The organism is Streptomyces sp. NPDC098101 (assembly GCF_044760185.1).
Taxonomy (GTDB): Bacteria; Actinomycetota; Actinomycetes; order Streptomycetales; family Streptomycetaceae; genus Streptomyces.
Window position 1 is genome coordinate 151,785 of sequence record NZ_JBIWAS010000003.1, and the last position, 20,150, is coordinate 171,934.

General features: G+C 73.6%; 19 protein-coding genes. 12 read left to right on the plus strand and 7 right to left on the minus strand.

What is annotated here, in order from left to right:
* Nucleotides 1–95: 95 nt before the first annotated feature.
* The 5 genes from ACIQVI_RS13585 to ACIQVI_RS13605 are packed head-to-tail and all read left to right on the plus strand — an operon-like array spanning nucleotide 96 to nucleotide 7,305.
* A complete protein-coding gene (locus tag ACIQVI_RS13585; RefSeq protein WP_403594962.1) occupies nucleotides 96–932 on the plus strand; it encodes a TIGR03084 family metal-binding protein in 837 nt (278 codons plus the stop codon).
* Entirely contained in the window at nucleotides 932–2,629 is a 1,698-nt protein-coding gene (locus tag ACIQVI_RS13590) for an acyclic terpene utilization AtuA family protein (protein WP_403594965.1), read from the plus strand. The genes ACIQVI_RS13585 and ACIQVI_RS13590 overlap by 1 nt, the downstream gene beginning before the upstream one ends.
* A 43-nt stretch (nucleotides 2,630–2,672) precedes the next feature.
* The gene (locus tag ACIQVI_RS13595) at nucleotides 2,673–4,271 is read left to right on the plus strand and encodes an acyl-CoA carboxylase subunit beta (RefSeq protein WP_403594968.1); all 1,599 of its coding nucleotides are present in this window, start codon (nucleotides 2,673–2,675) and stop codon (nucleotides 4,269–4,271) included.
* A gap of 8 nt (nucleotides 4,272–4,279) precedes the next feature.
* The gene (locus ACIQVI_RS13600; protein ID WP_403594971.1) at nucleotides 4,280–6,175 is read left to right on the plus strand and encodes an acetyl/propionyl/methylcrotonyl-CoA carboxylase subunit alpha; all 1,896 of its coding nucleotides are present in this window, start codon (nucleotides 4,280–4,282) and stop codon (nucleotides 6,173–6,175) included.
* Nucleotides 6,172–7,305 (plus strand): acyl-CoA dehydrogenase family protein, encoded by a 1,134-nt coding sequence (locus ACIQVI_RS13605; RefSeq protein ID WP_403594974.1) that lies wholly within the window; start codon nucleotides 6,172–6,174, stop codon nucleotides 7,303–7,305. Before ACIQVI_RS13600 ends, ACIQVI_RS13605 begins: the two co-directional genes overlap by 4 nt.
* On the opposite strand, the gene ACIQVI_RS13610 is transcribed toward ACIQVI_RS13605, so the two are convergent.
* Entirely contained in the window at nucleotides 7,259–7,831 is a 573-nt protein-coding gene (locus ACIQVI_RS13610) for a hypothetical protein (RefSeq protein WP_403594977.1), read from the minus strand. The genes ACIQVI_RS13605 and ACIQVI_RS13610 overlap by 47 nt on opposite strands.
* Before the next feature lie 209 nt (nucleotides 7,832–8,040).
* On the opposite strand from ACIQVI_RS13610, the gene ACIQVI_RS13615 reads away from it, so the two are divergent.
* Nucleotides 8,041–8,838 (plus strand): excalibur calcium-binding domain-containing protein, encoded by a 798-nt coding sequence (locus ACIQVI_RS13615; protein WP_403594980.1) that lies wholly within the window; start codon nucleotides 8,041–8,043, stop codon nucleotides 8,836–8,838.
* A gap of 16 nt (nucleotides 8,839–8,854) precedes the next feature.
* Here the strand turns inward: ACIQVI_RS13615 and ACIQVI_RS13620 are convergent, their stop codons facing one another.
* From ACIQVI_RS13620 to ACIQVI_RS13640, 5 genes are all read right to left on the minus strand, one after another.
* Entirely contained in the window at nucleotides 8,855–9,724 is an 870-nt protein-coding gene (locus ACIQVI_RS13620; RefSeq protein ID WP_403594983.1) for an alpha/beta hydrolase family protein, read from the minus strand.
* An 83-nt stretch (nucleotides 9,725–9,807) separates the two neighbouring features.
* Nucleotides 9,808–10,734 carry a hydroxymethylbilane synthase gene (hemC, locus tag ACIQVI_RS13625; RefSeq protein WP_403594986.1) on the minus strand — a complete coding sequence of 309 codons (927 nt, stop codon included), beginning with the start codon at nucleotides 10,732–10,734 and terminating at the stop codon, nucleotides 9,808–9,810.
* Between the two features lie 15 nt (nucleotides 10,735–10,749).
* Nucleotides 10,750–11,355, minus strand: coding sequence for an O-methyltransferase (locus tag ACIQVI_RS13630; RefSeq protein ID WP_403594989.1), 606 nt, complete (start codon nucleotides 11,353–11,355; stop codon nucleotides 10,750–10,752).
* Nucleotides 11,339–12,364 (minus strand): hypothetical protein, encoded by a 1,026-nt coding sequence (locus tag ACIQVI_RS13635; protein WP_403594992.1) that lies wholly within the window; start codon nucleotides 12,362–12,364, stop codon nucleotides 11,339–11,341. Before ACIQVI_RS13635 ends, ACIQVI_RS13630 begins: the two co-directional genes overlap by 17 nt.
* Nucleotides 12,307–12,747 (minus strand): ATP-binding protein, encoded by a 441-nt coding sequence (locus ACIQVI_RS13640; RefSeq protein ID WP_403594995.1) that lies wholly within the window; start codon nucleotides 12,745–12,747, stop codon nucleotides 12,307–12,309. The genes ACIQVI_RS13635 and ACIQVI_RS13640 overlap by 58 nt, the downstream gene beginning before the upstream one ends.
* Before the next feature lie 239 nt (nucleotides 12,748–12,986).
* Here ACIQVI_RS13640 and ACIQVI_RS13645 point away from each other — a divergent pair, with 239 nt between their 5' ends.
* The 6 genes from ACIQVI_RS13645 to ACIQVI_RS13670 all read left to right on the plus strand — a co-directional run bounded on the left by ACIQVI_RS13645 (nucleotide 12,987) and on the right by ACIQVI_RS13670 (nucleotide 19,054).
* Nucleotides 12,987–13,850 (plus strand): DUF5753 domain-containing protein, encoded by an 864-nt coding sequence (locus ACIQVI_RS13645; protein ID WP_403596829.1) that lies wholly within the window; start codon nucleotides 12,987–12,989, stop codon nucleotides 13,848–13,850.
* The gene (locus ACIQVI_RS13650) at nucleotides 13,847–14,062 is read left to right on the plus strand and encodes a DUF397 domain-containing protein (RefSeq protein ID WP_403594998.1); all 216 of its coding nucleotides are present in this window, start codon (nucleotides 13,847–13,849) and stop codon (nucleotides 14,060–14,062) included. The genes ACIQVI_RS13645 and ACIQVI_RS13650 overlap by 4 nt, the downstream gene beginning before the upstream one ends.
* A 220-nt stretch (nucleotides 14,063–14,282) precedes the next feature.
* On the plus strand, nucleotides 14,283–15,869 hold the full coding sequence (locus ACIQVI_RS13655; RefSeq protein WP_403595001.1) for an AMP-binding protein: 1,587 nt from the start codon (nucleotides 14,283–14,285) through the stop codon (nucleotides 15,867–15,869).
* Complete coding sequence (locus ACIQVI_RS13660) at nucleotides 15,866–16,591, plus strand: enoyl-CoA hydratase family protein (protein ID WP_351969062.1); 726 nt, start codon at nucleotides 15,866–15,868, stop codon at nucleotides 16,589–16,591. The genes ACIQVI_RS13655 and ACIQVI_RS13660 overlap by 4 nt, the downstream gene beginning before the upstream one ends.
* Complete coding sequence (locus ACIQVI_RS13665; protein ID WP_351969061.1) at nucleotides 16,579–17,157, plus strand: TetR/AcrR family transcriptional regulator; 579 nt, start codon at nucleotides 16,579–16,581, stop codon at nucleotides 17,155–17,157. The genes ACIQVI_RS13660 and ACIQVI_RS13665 overlap by 13 nt, the downstream gene beginning before the upstream one ends.
* An 853-nt stretch (nucleotides 17,158–18,010) precedes the next feature.
* Nucleotides 18,011–19,054 carry a 2-oxoglutarate and iron-dependent oxygenase domain-containing protein gene (locus ACIQVI_RS13670; protein WP_351969060.1) on the plus strand — a complete coding sequence of 348 codons (1,044 nt, stop codon included), beginning with the start codon at nucleotides 18,011–18,013 and terminating at the stop codon, nucleotides 19,052–19,054.
* On the opposite strand, the gene ACIQVI_RS13675 is transcribed toward ACIQVI_RS13670, so the two are convergent.
* Nucleotides 19,033–20,133, minus strand: coding sequence for a citrate synthase 2 (locus ACIQVI_RS13675; protein ID WP_030208616.1), 1,101 nt, complete (start codon nucleotides 20,131–20,133; stop codon nucleotides 19,033–19,035). The genes ACIQVI_RS13670 and ACIQVI_RS13675 overlap by 22 nt on opposite strands.
* Between the last annotated feature and the right edge of the window lie 17 nt (nucleotides 20,134–20,150).

Consider the following 20,150-nt stretch of genomic DNA (forward strand, 5'->3'; position numbering starts at 1 on the left):
CTAAAGCAAGCACGCTTGATTGTTTCTGTCCCCGCTGCCATGCTCCTCCGCGAAGGCCCGTGACCGGGACCGCCCGTCCCCGAGGGGAGCGCACCGTGTCCGACCCCGTCGTCGTCCTCGACGACCTGCGCGACGAGAGTGAAGAACTCGACCGTCTCGTGGGGGAGTTGAGCGAGAAGCAGTGGGGCGCGCCGACCCCCGCCCCCGGCTGGACGATCGCCCACCAGATCGCCCACCTCGCCTGGACCGACCGGGCCACCCTCCTCGCCGCCACCGACGCCGAGGCCTTCGCCGCCGAGACGGAGAAGGCCCTCGTCGCCCCCGACCGCTTCGTCGACGAGGGCGCCGAGGAGGGGGCGGCGCTGCCGCCCGCCGAGCTGCTCGCCCGCTGGCGCGCGGGCCGCGCACGGCTCCAGGAGGTCCTGCGCGCCGCCCCGCCCGGCGCCCGCTTCCCCTGGTACGGGCCGCCGATGAGCGCCGCCGCCCTGGCCACCGCCCGGCTGATGGAGACCTGGGCGCACGGCCAGGACGTCGCCGACGCCCTCGGGACCGTCCGCGCGCCGGGCGCCCGCCTCCGGCACGTCGCCTGGATCGGCCACCGCGCCCGCGACTACGCCTACTTCGTCCGGGGCGAGCAGCCCCCCGCCGAACCCTTCCGGGTGGAACTCATATCGCCCGGAGGGGAGTTGTGGACGTACGGGCCCGAGGGCGCCGCCCAGAAGGTCACCGGGCCCGCCCTCGACTTCTGCCTCCTCGTCACCCAGCGCGTCCACCGCGACGACACCGCCCTCGTCGCCCACGGCCCCGACGCCGCACACTGGCTCACCCTCGCCCAGGCCTTCGCCGGTCCGGCCGGAGCGGGACGTCCGGCCGGAGCGGGACGCCCGGCGGGAGCGGGGCGCCCGGCCCGCACCACCCCCGGGGAGGCCTGATGGTCCTCCGCATCGGCAACGCCTCCGGCTTCTACGGCGACCGCTTCGACGCCGTCCGCGAGATGCTCACCGGCGGCGGCCCCGGGGGAGACCTCGACGTCCTCACCGGCGACTACCTCGCCGAGCTGACCATGCTCATCCTCGGCCGCGACCAGCTCAAGGACCCGGCCGCCGGATACGCCAAGACCTTCCTGCGCCAGATGGAGGAGGGCCTCGGCCTCGCCCACGAGCGCGGGATCCGGATCGTCACCAACGCGGGCGGCCTCAATCCCGCCGGACTCGCCGACGCCCTGCGCGCCCTCGCCGAGAAGCTCGGCCTGCCCGTAAGGGTCGCGCACGTCGAGGGCGACCGGCTGCCCGCCCGGGACGGCGCCCTCGCCGCCAACGCCTACCTCGGCGGCGCCGGCATCGCCGCCTGCCTCACCGCCGGCGCCGACGTCGTCGTCACCGGCCGCGTCACCGACGCCGCCCTCGTCACCGGGCCCGCCCAGTGGCACTTCGGCTGGGGCCCGGAGGAGTACGACCGGCTCGCGGGCGCGGTCGTCGCCGGGCACGTCCTGGAGTGCGGCACCCAGGCCACCGGCGGCAACTACGCCTTCTTCCGCGACCACGACCCGGCCCTCCTGCGCCGCCCCGGCTTCCCCGTCGCCGAACTCCACGACGACGGCTCCTGCGTCATCACCAAGCACCCCGGCACCGGCGGCCTCGTCGACGTCGGCACGGTCACGGCCCAGCTGCTCTACGAGACGGCGGGCGCCCGCTACGCCGGACCCGACGCGACCGCCCGCCTCGACACCGTACGGCTCACGCAGGAGGTCCCCGACCGGGTCAGGGTCGAGGGCGTACGGGGCGAGGCCCCGCCCCCCACCCTCAAGGCCGGGCTCAGCCGCCTCGGCGGCTTCCGCAACGAGGTCGTCTTCGTCCTCACCGGCCTCGACGTCGAGGCCAAGGCCGCGCTCGTGCGGGACCAGATCGAGGACGCCTTCGTACGGGGCGGGTCCCGGCCCGCCGAGGTGCGGTGGGACCTCGTCCGCACCGACCGGCCCGACGCCGGCACCGAGGAGACCGCGAGCGCCCTGCTGCGGCTCGTCGTCCGCGACCCCGGCCCCGACGCCGTCGGCCGCACCCTGACGGGGGCGGCCATCGAGCTGGCCCTCGCCAGTTACCCCGGCTTCCACGTCACCGCCCCGCCGGGCAAGGGTTCCCCCTACGGGGTCTTCGAGACGGTGTACGTGGACGCCGCCGAGGTCCCGCACACGGCCGTGCTCCCCGACGGGACCCGTCAGGGGATTCCCGTACCGGTACGGACCCGGGAGCTGGAACCCGTACCCGAGCCGGAGCTTCCGGAGCCGCCCGCCGACGGGCCCGTCCGCCGCGTCCCCCTCGGCCGGATCGCCGGCGCCCGCAGCGGCGACAAGGGCGGCGACGCCAACGTGGGCGTGTGGGTGCGCACGGAGGAGGAGTGGCGCTGGCTGGTCCACGCCCTCACCGTCGAGCGGTTCCGCGCGCTGCTGCCCGAGACGGCGGACCTGCCCGTCGTCCGGCACGTCCTGCCGAACCTGCGGGCGCTCAACTTCACCGTGGCCGGGATCCTCGGCGAGGGCGTCGCCTCCCAGGCCCGCTTCGACCCGCAGGCCAAGGCCCTCGGCGAGTGGCTGCGCTCGCGCGGGATCGACGTACCGGAGGGGCTGCTGTGACCGCCGCCCGACGTTCCCGACAGGCCCCCCGAGAGGAATCCCCGTGACCGTCCTCGCCTCCGCCCTCGACACCGGCGGACCCGACTACGCCGACGCCCGCGCGGCCATGCTCGACAAGCTCGCCGCGCTCGACGCCGAGCACGCCAAGGCCCTCGCGGGCGGCGGCGAGAAGTACACGGCCCGGCACCGGGGGCGCGGCAAGATGCTCGCCCGGGAGCGGATCGAGCTCCTGGTCGACCCCGACAGCCCGTTCCTCGAACTGTCGCCGCTCGCCGCCTGGGGCAGCGACTACACCGTAGGGGCCTCCCTGATCACCGGCATCGGGGTGATCGAGGGCGTCGAGTGCCTGATCACCGCCAACGACCCGACCGTGCGCGGCGGCGCCTCCAACCCCTGGACCCTGAAGAAGGCCCTGCGCGCCAACGAGATCGCGTACGCCAACCGGCTCCCCGTCGTCTCGCTCGTGGAGTCCGGCGGCGCCGACCTGCCCTCCCAGAAGGAGATCTTCATCCCGGGCGGGGCGCTCTTCCGCGACCTCACCCGGCTCTCCGCCGCCGGGATCCCGACGATCGCGGTCGTCTTCGGCAACTCGACGGCCGGCGGCGCGTACGTCCCCGGCATGTCCGACCACGCCGTGATGATCAAGGAGCGGTCGAAGGTGTTCCTCGGCGGGCCGCCGCTGGTGAAGATGGCGACGGGCGAGGAGAGCGACGACGAGTCCCTCGGCGGCGCCGAGATGCACGCCCGGACCTCCGGCCTCGCCGACCACTACGCCGTGGACGAGGCCGACGCGCTCCGCCAGGCCCGCCGGATCGTCGCCCGCCTCAACCACCGCAAGGCGCACCCCGATCCGGCGTTCGCGGAGCCGCCGAAGTACGACGGGGACGAGCTGCTCGGGATCGTCCCCGGCGACCTCAAGACCCCGTTCGACCCGCGCGAGGTGATCGCCCGGATCGTGGACGGCTCCGACTTCGACGAGTTCAAGCCGCTGTACGGGCCGAGCCTGGTCACCGGCTGGGCGTCCCTGCACGGCTACCCGGTCGGCATCCTGGCCAACGCGCAGGGCGTCCTCTTCGGCCCCGAGTCGCAGAAGGCCGCGCAGTTCATCCAGCTCGCCAACCAGCGGGACGTGCCGCTCGTCTTCCTGCACAACACCACCGGCTACATGGTCGGCAAGGAGTACGAGCAGAGCGGCATCATCAAGCACGGCGCGATGATGATCAACGCCGTCTCGAACTCGAAGGTCCCGCACCTGTCCGTGCTCATGGGCGCGAGCTACGGCGCCGGGCACTACGGCATGTGCGGCCGGGCGTACGACCCCCGCTTCCTCTTCGCCTGGCCCAGCGCCAAGTCCGCCGTCATGGGCCCGCAGCAGCTCGCGGGCGTCCTGTCGATCGTGGCCAGGGCCTCCGCCGCCGCGAAGGGGCAGCCGTACGACGACGAGGCCGACGCCGGTCTGCGGGCGCTCGTCGAGGCGCAGATCGAGTCCGAGTCGCTGCCGATGTTCCTCTCCGGACGGCTCTACGACGACGGGGTCATCGACCCCCGCGACACCCGCACGGTCCTCGGGCTGTGCCTCTCCGCGATCCACACGGCACCGGTCGAGGGCGCGCGCGGCGGCTTCGGCGTCTTCCGAATGTGAGGCGAGTCATGATCTCCAGGCTGTTGGTCGCGAACCGGGGCGAGATCGCCTGCCGGGTCTTCCGCACCTGCCGCGACCTCGGCGTCTCCACCGTCGCCGTGTACTCCGACGCGGACGCCGGGGCGCTGCACGTACGGGAGGCCGACGCGGCGGTACGGCTGCCGGGGGCCGCGCCCTCGGAGACGTACCTGCGCGGCGACCTGATCGTGGCGGCGGCCCTCGCGGCCGGCGCGGACGCCGTCCACCCCGGCTACGGCTTCCTCTCCGAGAACGCCGACTTCGCCCGTACGGTGATCGACGCCGGGCTCGTCTGGGTCGGCCCGCCCCCGGCCGCGATCGAGGCCATGGCCTCGAAGACCCGCGCCAAGGAACTCCTCGGCATCGCGCCCCTGGACCCGGCCCGGGTCACGGCGGCCGACCTGCCGGTCCTGGTGAAGGCGGCGGCGGGCGGCGGCGGCCGGGGGATGAGGATCGTACGCGAACTGACTTATCTGTCCGAGGAGTTGGAGTCGGCGTCGGCGGAGGCGGCGAGCGCCTTCGGGGACGGCGAGGTCTTCGTCGAGCCGTACGTGGAGGACGGGCGCCACGTCGAGGTACAGCTCCTCTGCGACGCCCACGGCACGGTCTGGGCGCTCGGCACCCGCGACTGCTCCCTCCAGCGCCGCCACCAGAAGGTGATCGAGGAGGCCCCGGCCCCCGGCCTGCCCGCCGCCCTGGAGGCCTCCCTCCTGGACACGGCCGTCCGCGCCGCCAAGGCCGTCGGCTACGTCGGCGCGGGCACGGTCGAGTTCCTCGTCGCGGACGGCCGCGCGCACTTCCTGGAGATGAACACCCGCCTCCAGGTCGAGCACCCCGTCACGGAGGAGGTGTACGGGGTCGACCTCGTCGCCCTGCAACTCGCCGTCGCCGAGGGCGGGAAGCTGCCGCCGGAGACCCCGGCCCCGCGCGGCCACGCGATCGAGGCCCGGCTCTACGCGGAGGACCCGGCCCGGGGCTGGGCCCCCCAGACGGGCACCCTGCGCCTCTTCGACGTACCGGAGGGGGTCCGGCTCGACACGGGGTACGCCTCCGGGGACGCGATCGGCGTCCACTACGACCCGATGATCGCCAAGCTCACCGTCCACGCCGCCACCCGCGACGGGGCCGTCCGCAAGCTCGCCCGCGCCCTGGAGCGGGCCCGGATCCACGGCCCGGTCACCAACCGGGACCTGCTGGTCGCGTCCCTGCGCCACCCCGAGTACGCGACGGCGGACCGCCTCGACACCGGCTTCTACGACCGCAACCTGCCCGCCCTCACCACCGCCCCCGGCGGCGGGGACCTCGCGGCCGTCGCCGCCGCCCTCGCCGCCGCGTCCGCCCGCCGGGGCCGCTTCGGCGGCGGCTGGCGGAACCTGCGCTCGCGGGACGAGACGCGGACGTACGGGGATCACCAGATTCTCTACCGGCCGACGCGGGACGGCGGTTACGAGGTCACCGCGCCGGAAGGGGTACGGGTCGTGGCGGCGGCCCCGGACCGGGTGAGCCTCGAAACCGCCGGCGTCGTACGGCACTTCGACGTGACCGCCTACGAGGACGGAACGGTCCACGTGGGAGGCCACCGCCTCACCGCCCGCCCCCGCTTCACCGACCCCCGCGAGCAGACCGCCCCCGGCTCCCTGCTCGCCCCCATGCCCGGCACCGTCGTCCGGGTCGCGGACGGCCTCGCCGTCGGCGACCGGGTCACCGCCGGACAGCCGCTCCTCTGGCTGGAGGCCATGAAGATGGAGCACCGCGTCACCGCTCCGGCCTCCGGCACGCTCACCGCGCTCCACGCCGCCCCCGGCCGCCAGGTCGAGGTCGGCGCCCTGCTCGCCGTCGTACAGACCGAAGAACGGCCCGATGCACAGGAGGACCCGTCCGCATGAGCACCATGATCGAGACCGAAGAACTCACCGCGCTCCGCGCCGCCGTCTCCGCGCTCGGCCACCGCCACGGCCCCGGCTTCGACCGGGCCGAGCTGTGGGCCGAGGCCGGGAAGCTCGGCTACCTGGGCGTGAACCTGCCCGAGGAGTACGGCGGCGGGGGCGGCGGCATGGCCGAGCTGTCCATCGTCCTGGAGGAGGCGGGCGCGGCCGGCGCGCCGCTCCTGATGATGGTCGTGTCGCCCGCGATCTGCGGCACGGTCATCGCCCGCTTCGGCACGGAGGAGCAGAAGCGGGCGTGGCTGCCGGGGCTCGCGGACGGCACGAAGACGATGGCGTTCGGGATCACGGAGCCCGACGCCGGGTCGAACTCGCACCGCATCACGACCACGGCGACCCGCACGGAGGACGGCTGGGTCCTCAACGGCCGGAAGGTCTTCGTCTCGGGCGTGGACATCGCGGACGCGACCCTGATCGTGGGCCGCACGTCGGACGCCCGCACGGGCAGCCTGAAGCCCTGTCTCTTCATCGTGCCGCGCGACGCGCCGGGCTTCGGCCGCCGGCACATCGAGATGGAACTCGACGCGGACGAGAAGCAGTTCGAGCTGACGCTCGACGACGTGCGGCTGCCGGAGGACGCGCTCGTGGGCGACGAGGACGCGGGCCTGCTCCAGCTCTTCGCGGGGCTCAACCCGGAGCGGATCATGACGGCGGCGTTCGCGATCGGCATGGGCCGGTACGCGCTCGCGCAGGCCGTGCGGTACGCGAAGGAGCGCCAGGTCTGGAAGGCCCCGATCGGCGCCCACCAGGCGGTCGCGCACCCCCTGGCCCAGGCGCACATCGAACTGGAGCTGGCCCGCCTGATGATGGCGAAGGCGGCGCAGCTCTACGACGCGGGCGACGACCTCGGCGCGGGCGAGGCCGCGAACATGGCCAAGTACGCGGCGGCCGAGGCCTGCGTGAAGGCCGTCGACCAGGCCGTCCACACCCTCGGCGGCAACGGCCTCACCAAGGAGTTCGGCCTCGCCCGCCTGATCACGGCGGCCCGGGTGGCCCGCATCGCCCCCGTCAGCCGCGAGATGATCCTCAATTACGTGTCCCACCAGACGCTGGGGCTGCCGAAGTCGTACTGACGGCCCCGCCGTCCGCCCGCCGGGCCTCCCCGGTGACGAGGACGATCAGGGCCGTACCGGCGAGCATCGTGCCCGGGATCGTCAGCGCGCTGCGCTGGTCGGCCTCCCGCACCGCCTCGTACTCCCGCCGGTCGACCTCGACGGTGCCGCGCCGGCCGGGTGTCGTCTCCAGGACGACGTACCGGCCGTCGCGGACCTCGGCGTTCTGCCGGCTGCCCGAGGCGGCGCCGTCCAGCACGCACAGGGCGACCCCGGCGCCGATCAGGGCGACGAGCGCGAGCCGCGTCCGGCCGGGCAGGCAGCGGAAGGCGAGCCACTGGAGTTCGCGGTCGAAACCGCCGAAGAAGAGGCCCCGGAAGAGGGCCCAGCCCAGGAGCGGGAAGACGGTGACGCCCGCGAGGACCGCCAGGAACCTCGGGGAGGGGAGCGGGAGGACCCCCGGCAGCAGGGTCGGCCCGGCCACCAGGAGCATCAGCGCACCCGCCCCGCCCGCGAGGGCGGCGTGCACCTTGAAGCTCGTTCGCATGTCCCCACCTTCCCGGCCCCGCCCGTCCGCGCGCACTGCCCGCTCCCGGCAGTCCCGGGCCCCCTTCGCGTCCGGTACGGCACCTGCGGAGTCCTCGGCCCCGACGCTGCGTCTCGATGTGCGTACGGAGGGTCCCCGTTCGTGAACATCGTGTGTACGATCTCGTCACTTCGTGCACAACCGGTGCGCGTTCACCGGGGGAGACGCACGTGTACCCGCCGCCGCATTCCCACCCGTACGCCCCCGTGCCCCCGCCCCGGCCCCTCCGGCGCTGGTGGCAGCACCCCGCCCTGATCATCACCCTGCTTGTGATCTTCCCGCCGGCCGGCATAGCCCTGGCCTGGACGAGCCTCTGGAAGAAGTCGCAGAAGATCGTGGCGACGGTCCTCTCGGGCCTGTGGTTCCTGCTGCCGTTCCTCACCTCGGACCCGCCGAAGGACGACGCGAAGGCGGATCGGCCGGCGGCCACCGCGTCCCCGAGCCCCACCCCGACGCCGACCCCGACGCCCACCCCCTCGGAGACCGAGGAGGCCCCGGTGATGCCCGCGCTCGTCGGCGGCGACTACGCGTCCGCCGAGCAGGTCGTCACCGACAACCTGGGCCGGGCCTACGCCGCCTACAAGGACGTCGAACTCCCCGCCGAGTACGGCACGTGGCTGGTCTGCTTCCAGCGCCCCGAAGCCGGAGTGCCGGTCACGTCCATGGTGCCGGTGGTCTACCTGACGCAGCCGGGCGTCCCGTGCCCGAAGTCGCCGAACACGGTCCTCCACAAGCCGACCCCGAAGCCCACCCCGCCCCCGGCCCCGAAGCCCCGGCCCACCACCCAGCCGCCGACGACGGCCCCCGAGCCGGAGCCGGAGCCCACGCGGGACACCGCCGACGAGAACGTCTATTACGCCAACTGCGCGGCTGTCCGTGCCGCCAACGCCGCCCCCATCCACCGCGGCGATCCGGGCTACAGCAGCCGCCTCGACCGCGACGGCGACGGCGTGGGCTGCGAGAACTGACGCCGGTCCGGCCCGTTCAGACGAGGTGCCGCCGGAAGAACGCGGCGGCCTCACCGCCGACCCGGAAGCGGACGTCCGGATCGGCGGGCTCCGGGGCGAAGAAGTCGTCGTGGCGGACGTCGGGACCGGCCGAACGGCCGCTCGCGGTGGGGATGTTCTCCAGGTAGGGCCGGGTGTCGGCCTCGTACGGGGCGATGGTGTCCGCCCCGCCCCAGCGGATGTCCACGGGCACCCGCACGCCCGCCAGGCTCTCCGGGGTCACGAGCCCGCCGACCCCGGGGGCCACCTGGAAGACCGCCCGCACCCGAGGGTCGGAGAGGTCCGCCCCGGCGGCTTCCAGCGCCCGCCGCGACGTCTCGTCCAGCGGGTACTTCGCGCGCAGTGCCTCCAGTGCGCCGGGGAACTCGGGGATCTCCGGCAGCGGGACCTCACCCGTCAGCACCGCCCACAGGATCCCCGGGTGGACCCGGGCCCCGGCGAGGGCCGCCGCCGTGTAGCCGCCGAGGGAGAAGCCCGCCGCGCCCACCGGACCGAGGGGCTCCTCACGGGCCAGCGCGTCGAGGACGAAGGTGACGTCCCGGGGCCGCTCCCACACGTGCAGGAAGCCCTCCGGCTCGTAGCCGTCGACATGGTTGTTGCCGTGGTGGTCGAGCGCCGCGACCCGGAACCCCGCCTCGCGCAGGGGCCGCACCAGCCACCCCATGTCGCCGCCGGAGCCCCCGGTGCCGTGCGAGACGACGACCAGCGGGCCGGGAACGTCCGGCGCGCTCTCCGGCTCCCACAGATAGAGCCGGATGGGCCGCGGCCGGCCCGGATTCCGCAGATCGGCGCGGGACTCGTCGTACAGGACGCGTATCAGGGGCCGTTCCCGCCCGGGGGTCGTCATGGCGGCATCGTAGGGAGGCCACCGCCCCGCAGCCCAGGAGCCGGAGCGCGCCCGGGACGGCGTGTCCTCCGGCGGAGTGTGGTTCAGTGCGGAATCGCCCGGATGATCTCCAGGGCCCCGTCCCTGATCAGGGTGGCGGCCACGGAGGTGCCCAGGGCCTGGGGGTGGCGGCCCCATTCGTGGGCGTCCACGACCTCCTTGCCGTCCGGCGAGAAGACCCGGGCCCGCAGGCCGATCCGGCCGTCCGGCTCGGTCCGGGCGAACGCGGCGATGGGGGAGTTGCAGTGCCCCTGGAGGCAGTGCAGCAGCGTGCGTTCCGCCTCGGTCTCCCGGTGGGTGTCCGGGTGCCCCAGCGGAGCCACCGCGTCGAGCACCTCCGTGTCGCCCTCCCGGCACTGCACCACCAGCGTCCCCGACCCGACGGCTGGCATCATCGTCTCCAGCGGGAGGACTTCGGTGATCCGTTCCGCCGCCCCGATGCGCTCCAGACCGCACACCGCGAGGAGAAGGGCGTCGTACTCGCCCGAATCCAGCTTGGCGAGCCTGGTGTTGGCGTTGCCCCGGATCGGCTTGGCCGTCAGGTGGGGGTGGGTACGGGCGAGCTGGGCGATCCGGCGCACCGACGACGTGCCGAGGACGGAGCCCGGGGGAAGCCGGTCGAGCGTGCGCCCGCCCGGCTCCACCAGGGCGTCGTGGAGGCTGTCGCGCCGCAGGTGCGCCGCGAACACCGTCCCCCGGGCGACGGGCACGTCCCCCGGCACGTCCTTCACGCAGTGCACCGCCAAGTCGACGGCCCCGCCCACCAGCGCCTCGTCCAGCTCACGGGTGAACGCCCCCTTGCCGCCGAGCTGCGACAGGGCGCCGGACCACCGGTCGCCGGACGTGGTGAAGTCGACGACCTCGGTCCGCACGTCCGGGCGGAGGGCAGCCAACTCCTTTCGGAGACGGGCTACTTGCGCCAGTGCCATCGGTGAGGACCGGGTGCCGATGCGAAGGACTTCCAGTGACATGGGGGAACCGTAGCGTCACGCGGGGTAAGGAGGGTCGTCGAGACGCGCGGCGACGACGAGCCCGGAGGCCCAGTCCATCAGGGTCCAGCGCATCCGGTCGTGCCGGTGCAGCTCGCGGACGAACCGGTCGACGCGGCTCTGATGGTCGTCGGGCCAGGTCGGCTGCGGCTTGAGGTCGTCCCCGACGTACAGCGCGCCCGGCCTCAGCAGTCGTACGAGACGGTCCAGGCCGGTGAACTTGCCGGGGCGGCAGTCCACGAAGGCGAGGTCGAACCGCGGCCCCTCGTACGTGCGCAGCCACCGTTCCGCGTCGTCGTGCACGAACCGCACCCGGGGGTCGTCACCGAGATGCCGACGCGCCACCTCCTGGAACCGGGGTTCGGCCTCCACGCTGACGAGCCGGGCGGTCGGGTCCATGCCGTCGAGCAGCCAGGCGGAGCCGGCCCCGGCCCCCGTGCCGAGTTCCACGACGACCCCGCCCCTCTTCGAGGCGGCGAGCATGGACAGGAAGGCGCCGGTGCGGAGGTCGCACGACATGTCGAAGCCCAGGCGCTCGGCCTCGGAGAGGATGCCTCCGAGCCGGGCGGGAACGTGACGGGGGCGGTCATCCAGCGTGGTCACGGGCGGCTCCCAGGTGCGTGGCGACGTCCTCCGCCGCGAAGGTCAGGACGAGATCGGCTCCGGCCCGTTTCAGGCTGCCGAGGTACTCGGTCGCGCCGCGCGGACCGAGGGCCTTGAGGGCGGCGTACTCACCGCTCGTCGAGTAGGCGATGACGCGCACGTCGGTCGCGGCCCGCAGGGAGGTCAGGACGTCCACGGCCGTCATGGCGGGTTGCAGACAGAGGCTGTCGGCGCCCTCGGCCTCCCAGCGGCGTGCTTGTGCGAGGGCCTGTCGCCGGGCCCGATGGGGTTCGAGCTGGAAGCCGCGCCGGTTCCCCCGTGCGGGATCGGTCCTCATGACGCGCTTGAACGGCCCGTACAGCTCCGTGTGAAGGGCGATGTTCGGGCTGACGCCGACGGAGTGGTGACCGGCCCCCGTCAGCGCGTCGCGGACCGCCCGTACCGACCCGTCGAGCATGGCCGTGGGGCTCACCGCGTCGGCCCCGGCGTCGGCATGGAGCACGGCCATGCGGGACATCAGCGCGTACGAGGCGGTGAGGTCGGTGTCGCCGTCCTCCGTGAGCAGGACGCACTCCCCGTGAGAGGTCCACGCGCACCCGCACACCTCGGTCGTGACGACCATGTCGGGGACGGTGGACTTGATCGAACGAACGGCCCTCACCATGAGGTTCTCGGGGTCGAGCGCTTCGTCCGCCTTCGGCGAGCGGTCCCTGCCGAAGGCGAAGAGCTTCAGGCCGCGCAGTCCGAGGGCGTGCCACCGGCTCGCGGTCGCGACCACGTCCGCCGGGGCGACCGCACCGGGCAGTCCCCCGGCCGGTGGCACGGGCAGGACGAGAAGCGGTGCCGTCAGGTCTCGTACGTCCAGCAAGGGGCGCTCGTACAGGCTGCGTACCGCGTGGCGGGCGCGCCCTGGACTGATCCCGCCGGGGCCGCCCTGGCGCGGGACGGCCGCTACCACGTGAACTCCGCCCAGACGATCTTCCCCATGGGGCGGTCGTCGATGCCCCACGCGGTGGCGAGGACCTCCACGACGTGCAGTCCGCGCCCCCGGCCGCGCCCTTCCGACTCGCGTCGCCGTACAGGGCGGCGCCGGGTGGGGTCGTGCACTTCGATCCGTACCGATCCGGGCTCCGCGACGACCGCCACGAGGAAGGAGTCGCCGGGTTCCGTGCCGTACCGGACGGCGTTGGTGGCCAGTTCGCACGTGACGACCCGGATGTCGTTCACCTGGTCGGGGGTGAGGCCGAGCGCGCTGTCGTTGACGATGTCGCGCACGTAGTCGCGCGCGGCCCTGGCGGATTCCGGGGAGCCGATGAACCTCTTCTGCGGGGGCGGGTTCTTCGGAGTGGGGTGGCGTAGTGCCCGTAACTGTTCCGGCTGCACGGTGATCATGCGAATCCCTCCGGTCCATGCGCTCGTCCGGACATGACTGAGTCACGACTGCTTGAGCGCAAACGCAGTTGGTGCAGTCATGCTGCTCGCCAGACTCCTCGATCTGCAAGCAAAATCACTCGATCGTAGAAATTTGCACGCTTGAGTGAGAAGGGTGATCGCCGAAGGTTTGGCGGATGACAGGCGGTGACGCCGCACGGCAGACTGACGGAGCGACAGGTGGGCAGGGAGGGGACAGAGTGAGTGCGCCTACGGTGCGCCGACGCAGACTCGGCGCGACGCTGCGCGCCTTGTGTGGCAGCCGGACCATCGAAGAGGTGGCCACGGCCTCCGGCGGTGTCTTCACCGTCTCCCGGATCAGCCGGTTCGAGAACGCCAAGAACGCGGCGAAGGCGAAGGACGTCGACGCCCTCCTCGACGTACTCGCGGGGTTGGGCGCCGAGGTGAGCGACGAGCTGCGCAAGGCGCTGATCACGTTGACCCGGGAAGGCGCGCAGCGGGGCTGGTGGCACTCGTACCGGGGTGTTCTCACTCCTGTCTACGAGGACTTGATCAGCCTGGAGGCCGACGCCACCTCGATCGCCACCTGGCAGCTCGGTGTGATCCCCGGACTGCTCCAGACGTCGGAGTACGCACGCGAGATCATCCGGGCGACCGCCATGTCGGACGCGGTCGAGGCCAAGGTCGACGCGCTGGTCGAGGTCCGTCTCGCGCGGCAGTCCATCCTCACGCGGGAGCGCCCGCTCACGCTGTGGGCCATCATCGCGGAGAGCGCACTGCGGACTCGGACGGCCGATCCGGCGATCATGCGGGACCAGTTAGGGCGGCTGCTGTTCCTCGGCGAACGTCCGAACGTGAACATCCAGGTTCTCCGCTCCGACGCCCCGCCGCACGTTGGGCAGATGAGCAGCTTCTCGATCCTCGGATTCGGGGACCATCCCGACCTCGACGTGGTCCACACCGAGTCGTTGACAGCAGCCCTGTACGTTGAGGAGCGCGAGCACGTCGCCGTGTACCGGAACGCGATGCAGCTTCTCACCTCTGCCGCCGAATCCGTCGAACGGACGGCGGAAATGATCACAGAGATAAGGAACTCCCTATGAACCACATCGCCGACGCCTCCACCCTGCCCGTTGCCTGGTGGAAGTCGACGTACTCGGACAGCGGTGCGCAGTGCGTCGAGTGCGGCGTCGTCGACGCCGACGCGCAGGTCGTCGCCGTCCGTGACAGCAAGGTGCCGGCCGGGCCCGCGCTGCTGGTCGGCTTCGGTGCCCTCGGCGCGCTGGTCGGCGCGGTGCGGGACGGGCGCATGTAAGTCTCCCGCGTCGCCTTCGCAGGGCGGCGAGGACTCGTTCCGGTACGGCCCCGCGCTTCGGTGCGGGGCCGTACCGGTTTCCTCGCGCACCCCGCACAGGCACCGCCCAAAATCATGCAGGCGTGCTTGATTGTTCTACGGGGTACTGACAAGGTCTCCCCAAGTCGCAGCGGTACCCGCGATCCCGGCGCTCACCTTCCACCTCTCCAGGGGGTCATCCATGGTGTTCCACAGCGCGTACGAGGACGTCCCGGCCGTCTCGCTCCCCATCCACGACGCGGTCCTCGGCCGCGCCGCCGAGTACGGCGACACCCCGGCCCTCGTCGACGGCTCCGGCGCGGAGGGGGCGCTCACCCTCACGTACGCCCAGGTCGACGCCTTCCACCGGCTCGTCGCCGCCGGGCTCGCCGAGGCGGGCGTCCGCAAGGGGGACGTGCTCGCCCTGCACAGCCCCAACACCGTGCTCTTCCCCGTGGCCTTCTACGCCGCCACCCGCGCCGGCGCGGCCGTCACCACCGTCCACCCGCTCGCCACCCCCGAGGAGTTCGCCAAGCAGCTCCGCGACTCCTCCGCCCGCTGGATCGTCACCGTCTCGCCCCTGCTCCCCGCCGCCCGCGCCGCCGCCGAACTCGCGGGCGGGATCGAGGAGATCTTCCTCTGCGACCAGCCCCCGGCGGGGGAGGCCGTCCGCTCGCTCCAGGCCTTCCTCGGCTCCACCGGGCCCGTCCCCGAGATCGCGGTCGACCCCGACGAGGACGTCGCCGCCCTCCCGTATTCGTCCGGCACGACCGGGGTACCCAAGGGGGTGATGCTCACGCACACCTCGATCGCGACCAACCTCGCCCAGCTGGAGCCGTTCATCCCGATGGGACCGGGTGACCGGATCCTCGCCGTGCTGCCGTTCTTCCACATCTACGGGCTCACCGCCCTCATGAACGCGCCCCTCCGCCAGGGCGCCACCGTCGTCGTCCAGCCCCGCTTCGAGCTCGACACCTTCCTGCGCGCCGTCCAGGAGCACCGCATCAACGGCCTGTACGTGGCCCCGCCGATCGTCCTCGCCCTCGCCAAGCACCCGGCCGTCGCCGACTACGACCTGTCCTCCCTGGAGTACATCGTCAGCGCCGCCGCCCCGCTCGACGCCGCCCTCGCCGAGGCGTGTTCGAAGCGGCTCGGGCTCCCGCCCGTCCGGCAGGCGTACGGCATGACCGAGCTGTCCCCGGGCACCCACGTCGTCCCCCTCGACGTCGAGACGCCCCCGCCCGGCACCGTCGGCCGGCTCCTGCCCTCCACCGAGATGCGGATCCTCTCCCTGGACGACCCCGCGAAGGACGCCGCGCCCGGCGAGGAGGGCGAGATCGCCATCCGGGGACCCCAGGTCATGAAGGGCTACCTCGGCCGCCCCGACGCCACCGCCGCCATGATCGACGCCGAGGGATGGGTCCACACCGGCGACGTCGGACGCGTCGACGGGGACGGCTGGCTCTTCGTCGTCGACCGCGTCAAGGAACTCATCAAGTACAAGGGCTTCCAGGTCGCCCCCGCCGAACTGGAGGCGCTGCTCCTCACCCACGAGGGCATCGCCGACGCCGCCGTCATCGGCGTCACCGACGCCGAGGGCACCGAGATCCCCAAGGCCTTCGTCGTCCGCCAGCCCTCCGCGCCCGGCCTCACCGCCGAGGAGGTCGTCGCGCACGTCGCCGCGCGCGTCTCCCCGTACAAGAAGGTCCGCGACGTGGAGTTCGTCGAGACCGTCCCCCGGGCCGCGTCCGGGAAGATCCTCCGAAGGGAACTGAGGGAACGCGCATGACCACACTCGTCACCACGTCCGAGGAACGGGGCATCACCACCCTCACGCTGAACTCCCCCGCCACCCGCAACGCCCTCTCCGCCGCCCTCGTCGGCGAGCTCGCCGACGCGCTCGCCGCGTGCGGCAAGGACCCGGGCGTACGGGCCGTGGTCCTCGACCACGCCGGCACCACCTTCAGCGCGGGCGCCGACCTGAAGGCGCCCCCGAGCCCGTACGACTTCGTGGCCCTGCTCCGGCGGATCGTCGAGCTGCCGAAGCCCGTCGTCGCCCGGGTCACCGGGCACGCGCGCGCGGGCGGCCTCGGGCTGCTCGGCGCGTGCGACGTCGTGGTGGCGGGGGAGGAGGCGGACTTCGCCCTCACGGAGGTACGGATCGGGGTCGCGCCCGCCGTCATCTCGCTCACCCTCCTCCCGAGGCTGGAACCGCGCGCGGCGGCCCGCCACTACCTGACGGGCGAGCGGTTCGGGGTGCCGGAGGCGATCGCCATGGGCCTGGTGACGGCCGGGGACGACGCGCTCCCCGGCATCCTCGACGCGCTGCGCGCCGCGTCGCCGCAGGGCCTGCGGGAATCGAAACGGCTGGTCACCGCTAAAGTCCTGGAGACCTTCGAACGCGACGCGGAGGACCTGGTGCAGAGGTCGGCCACGCTCTTCGCCTCCGCCGAGGCGCGCGAAGGGATGACGGCCTTCCTCGAACGACGGGACCCCGCATGGCGGCTGTGACCGCACCCAAGCAGGACCGGAGCCGCGCCACCCGGCAGCGGCTCCTGGAGGCCGCCGTGTCCTGCCTGGCCGAACACGGCTGGGCGGGCTCGACGGTCTCCGTGGTGGCGGAGCGGGCCGGCGTCTCCCGGGGCGCCGCCCAGCACCACTTCCCCACCCGCGAGGACCTCTTCACGGCCGCCGTCGAGTACGTCGCCGAGGAGCGTTCCCAGGCGCTGCGGGCGCTGCCCTCCGACGACCGGGAGGCGGCCGTCGCCGCCCTCGTCGACCTCTACACCGGCCCCCTCTTCCGGGCCGCCCTCCACCTCTGGGTCGCCGCCACCGGCGAGGACCAGCTCCGCGCCCGCGTCACCGAGCTGGAGGCCCGCGTCGGCCGCGAGTCCCACCGCATCGCCGTCGAGGTCCTCGGCGCCGACGAGTCCCGCCCCGGCGTCCGCGAGACCGTCCAGGGCCTCCTCGACATGGCCCGCGGCCTCGGCCTCGCCACCCTCCTCACCGACGACCGCACCCGCCGCGAACGGGTGGTGTCCCAGTGGGCACGGCTGGTGAACGAGGCACTGAAGTAGCGACGGGCCCGCACCACGACCCCCGAACCGGCCGGCCCCGGCCGGGATCCCGGAGCGGCGGTGACGGTACGCCCCCCGGTCCGGAGCGGCGCCACCCCCGGCGGCAGCCGCCCGAGCGCCGGTACGGCTCCAGAGCCCGGAGCGGCGGTGGCGGTACGGCCCCCGGTCCGGAGCGGCGCCACCCCCGGCGGCGGCCGCCCGAGCGCCGGTACGGCCCCAGAGCCCCGGGCCCCCGGCCCCGGACCCGGCCCCGGAGCAGCGGTACGGCCCGGCCCCCGAGCGCCGATACGGTCCGGATTCCCGTGCCCGAAGCACCGGTACGCCCACCGCAGCCCGCAGCCCGCAGCCCGCAGCCCGCAGCCCGCAGCCCGCAGCCCGCAGCCCGCAGCCCGCAGCCCGCAGCCCGCACCCCGCACCCCCCGGCCCCCCGCCCCCGCCCGCGCAGCGCTACGTCCCCGATCAGGAACAACGTCCCGTTGAGTGACCCGCGCCACACCCCTCCCGGGCCCCCCGCAGTACTCTGTTCCCATGCCTCCGCTCGTACGCCGTCGCCACGTGGACTTCGTCCGCGTCACGAGCATGAGCTGTCGACGCTCCGTCTGACCCTCGCGGCCTTCCGGGCCACCGGCCTCCCGCGCCGCAAGGCTCCCCGAGCCCCCGGCGCCCCGGGCCTGCCGGCCCCTCCGGCCACCCGGCCCCGGGTCCTCCGGACCCGCACGGCCCTTCCGACCTTCCGGGGTACCACTCCACCCACCCCTCCTGGTCCCGTCACAGAGCCCCAGCAGACCGGCACCCGTGGCGCCGCCCCACCCCCGGCGGCCGTCCGGGCACCCGTAGACCCCGCGGACACCCCATGACCAGCAGCTCGTACTCCTCGCAGCTCCCCATCGTGGACCTCTCGGCCGCCGACCGCGGCCCGCAGGCCCGGAGGCTGCTCCACGCCCAGCTCCACTCGGCCGCCCACGACGTGGGGTTCTTCCAGCTCGTCGGGCACGGGGTGACCGAGGCCGAGACCGAGGCCCTCACCTCCGCCATGCGCGCCTTCTTCGCGCTGCCCGAGGCCGACCGGCTCGCCCTCGACAACGTGAACTCGCCGCACTTCCGCGGCTACACCCGCATCGGCGACGAGCGGACGCGGGGCGCCCGCGACTGGCGCGACCAGCTGGACATCGGCGCCGAGCGCCCCGCGCACGCCCCCGCGCCCTGGGAGGCCCCGTACTGGTGGCTCGAAGGCCCCAACCAGTGGCCCGAGGCCCTGCCCGAGCTGCGCACCGCCGCCCTGCACTGGATCGACCGGCTCAGCGGCGTCGCCGAGCGCCTGCTGCACGAGCTGCTCGCCTCCATCGGCGCGCCCGAGGACTTCTACGACGACATCTTCGGCCCGCACGCCCACCCGCAGCTCAAGCTGGTGCGCTACCCGGGCAGCAGCGGCGAGGGCGACGACCAGGGCGTGGGCGCCCACAAGGACTACGGCTTCCTCACCCTGCTGCTCCAGGACCAGGTCGGCGGGCTCCAGGTCCAGCGGGAGGACGGGAACTTCCACGACGTGCCGCCGCTGCCCGGCGCGTTCGTCGTCAACCTGGGCGAGCTGCTCGAAGTGGCCACCAACGGCTACCTGCTCGCCACCAACCACCGGGTGGTCTCCCCGCCCGGCGCGACGGAACGTTTCTCCGTCCCGTTCTTCTACAACCCGCGGCTCGACGCCCGGATCGCCCCGCTGGACTTCCCGCACGCCTCCACGGCCCCCGGCATCACCACCGACCCGTCGAACCCGCTGTTCGCCGAGTACGGGCGCAACGCCCTGAAGGGGAAGCTCCGCGCCCACCCGTCGGTGGCGGCCCGCCACCACGCGGAGCTCCTGCTGCACCCGGAGGGTCAGCCGGCGATGTCGGCGTAACCCTCGATGTCGCGCGGGTCCCGCCGGCCGGGACCCGTGTAGCGGGCCGAGGGGCGGACCAGGCGGCCGGTGCGCTTCTGCTCCAGGATGTGCGCCGACCAGCCGGCCGTGCGCGCACAGGAGAACATCGAGGTGAACATGTGCGCCGGGACCTCGGCGAAGTCCAGGACGATGGCCGCCCAGAACTCCACGTTCGTCGCCAGGACGCGGTCGGGGCGCCGGTTGTGCAGCTCCTCCAGGGCGGCCTTCTCCAGGGCCTCGGCGACCTCGAAGCGCGGCGCGGCCAGCTCCTTGGCCGTACGGCGGAGCACGCGCGCGCGGGGGTCCTCGGCGCGGTAGACGCGGTGGCCGAAGCCCATCAGCCGCTCGCCCTTGTCCAGGGCCTGCTTCACGTACGCGGTGGCGTCGCCGGTCCGCTCGATCTCCTCGATCATGCCGAGGACGCGGGAGGGCGCGCCGCCGTGCAGCGGGCCGGACATGGCGCCGACGGCGCCGGAGAGCGCGGCGGCCACGTCGGCGCCGGTGGAGGCGATGACGCGGGCGGTGAACGTGGAGGCGTTCATGCCGTGCTCGGCGGCCGAGGTCCAGTACGCGTCGACGGCCTTGACGTGCTTCGGGTCGGGCTCGCCGCGCCAGCGGATCATGAACCGCTCGACGATGGACTGCGCCTTGTCGATCTCGCTCTGCGGGACCATCGGGAGGCCCTGGCCGCGCGCGGACTGCGCGACGTACGAGAGGGCCATGACGGCAGCGCGGGCGAGGTCGTCGCGGGCCTGCTCGGGCGAGATGTCCAGGAGCGGTTTGAGGCCCCAGACGGGCGCGAGCATGGCGAGCGCGGACTGCACGTCGACCCGGATGTCACCGGAGTGGACCGGGATCGGGAACGGCTCGGCGGCGGGCAGGCCGGGGTTGAAGGCGCCGTCGACGAGGAGGCCCCAGACGTTGCCGAACGAGACGTGGCCGACGAGGTCCTCGATGTCGACGCCGCGGTAGCGGAGGGCGCCGCCCTCCTTGTCGGGTTCGGCGATCTCGGTCTCGAACGCGACGACTCCCTCAAGTCCGGGTACGAAGTCGGACATCAGGCGGCTCCTCTATC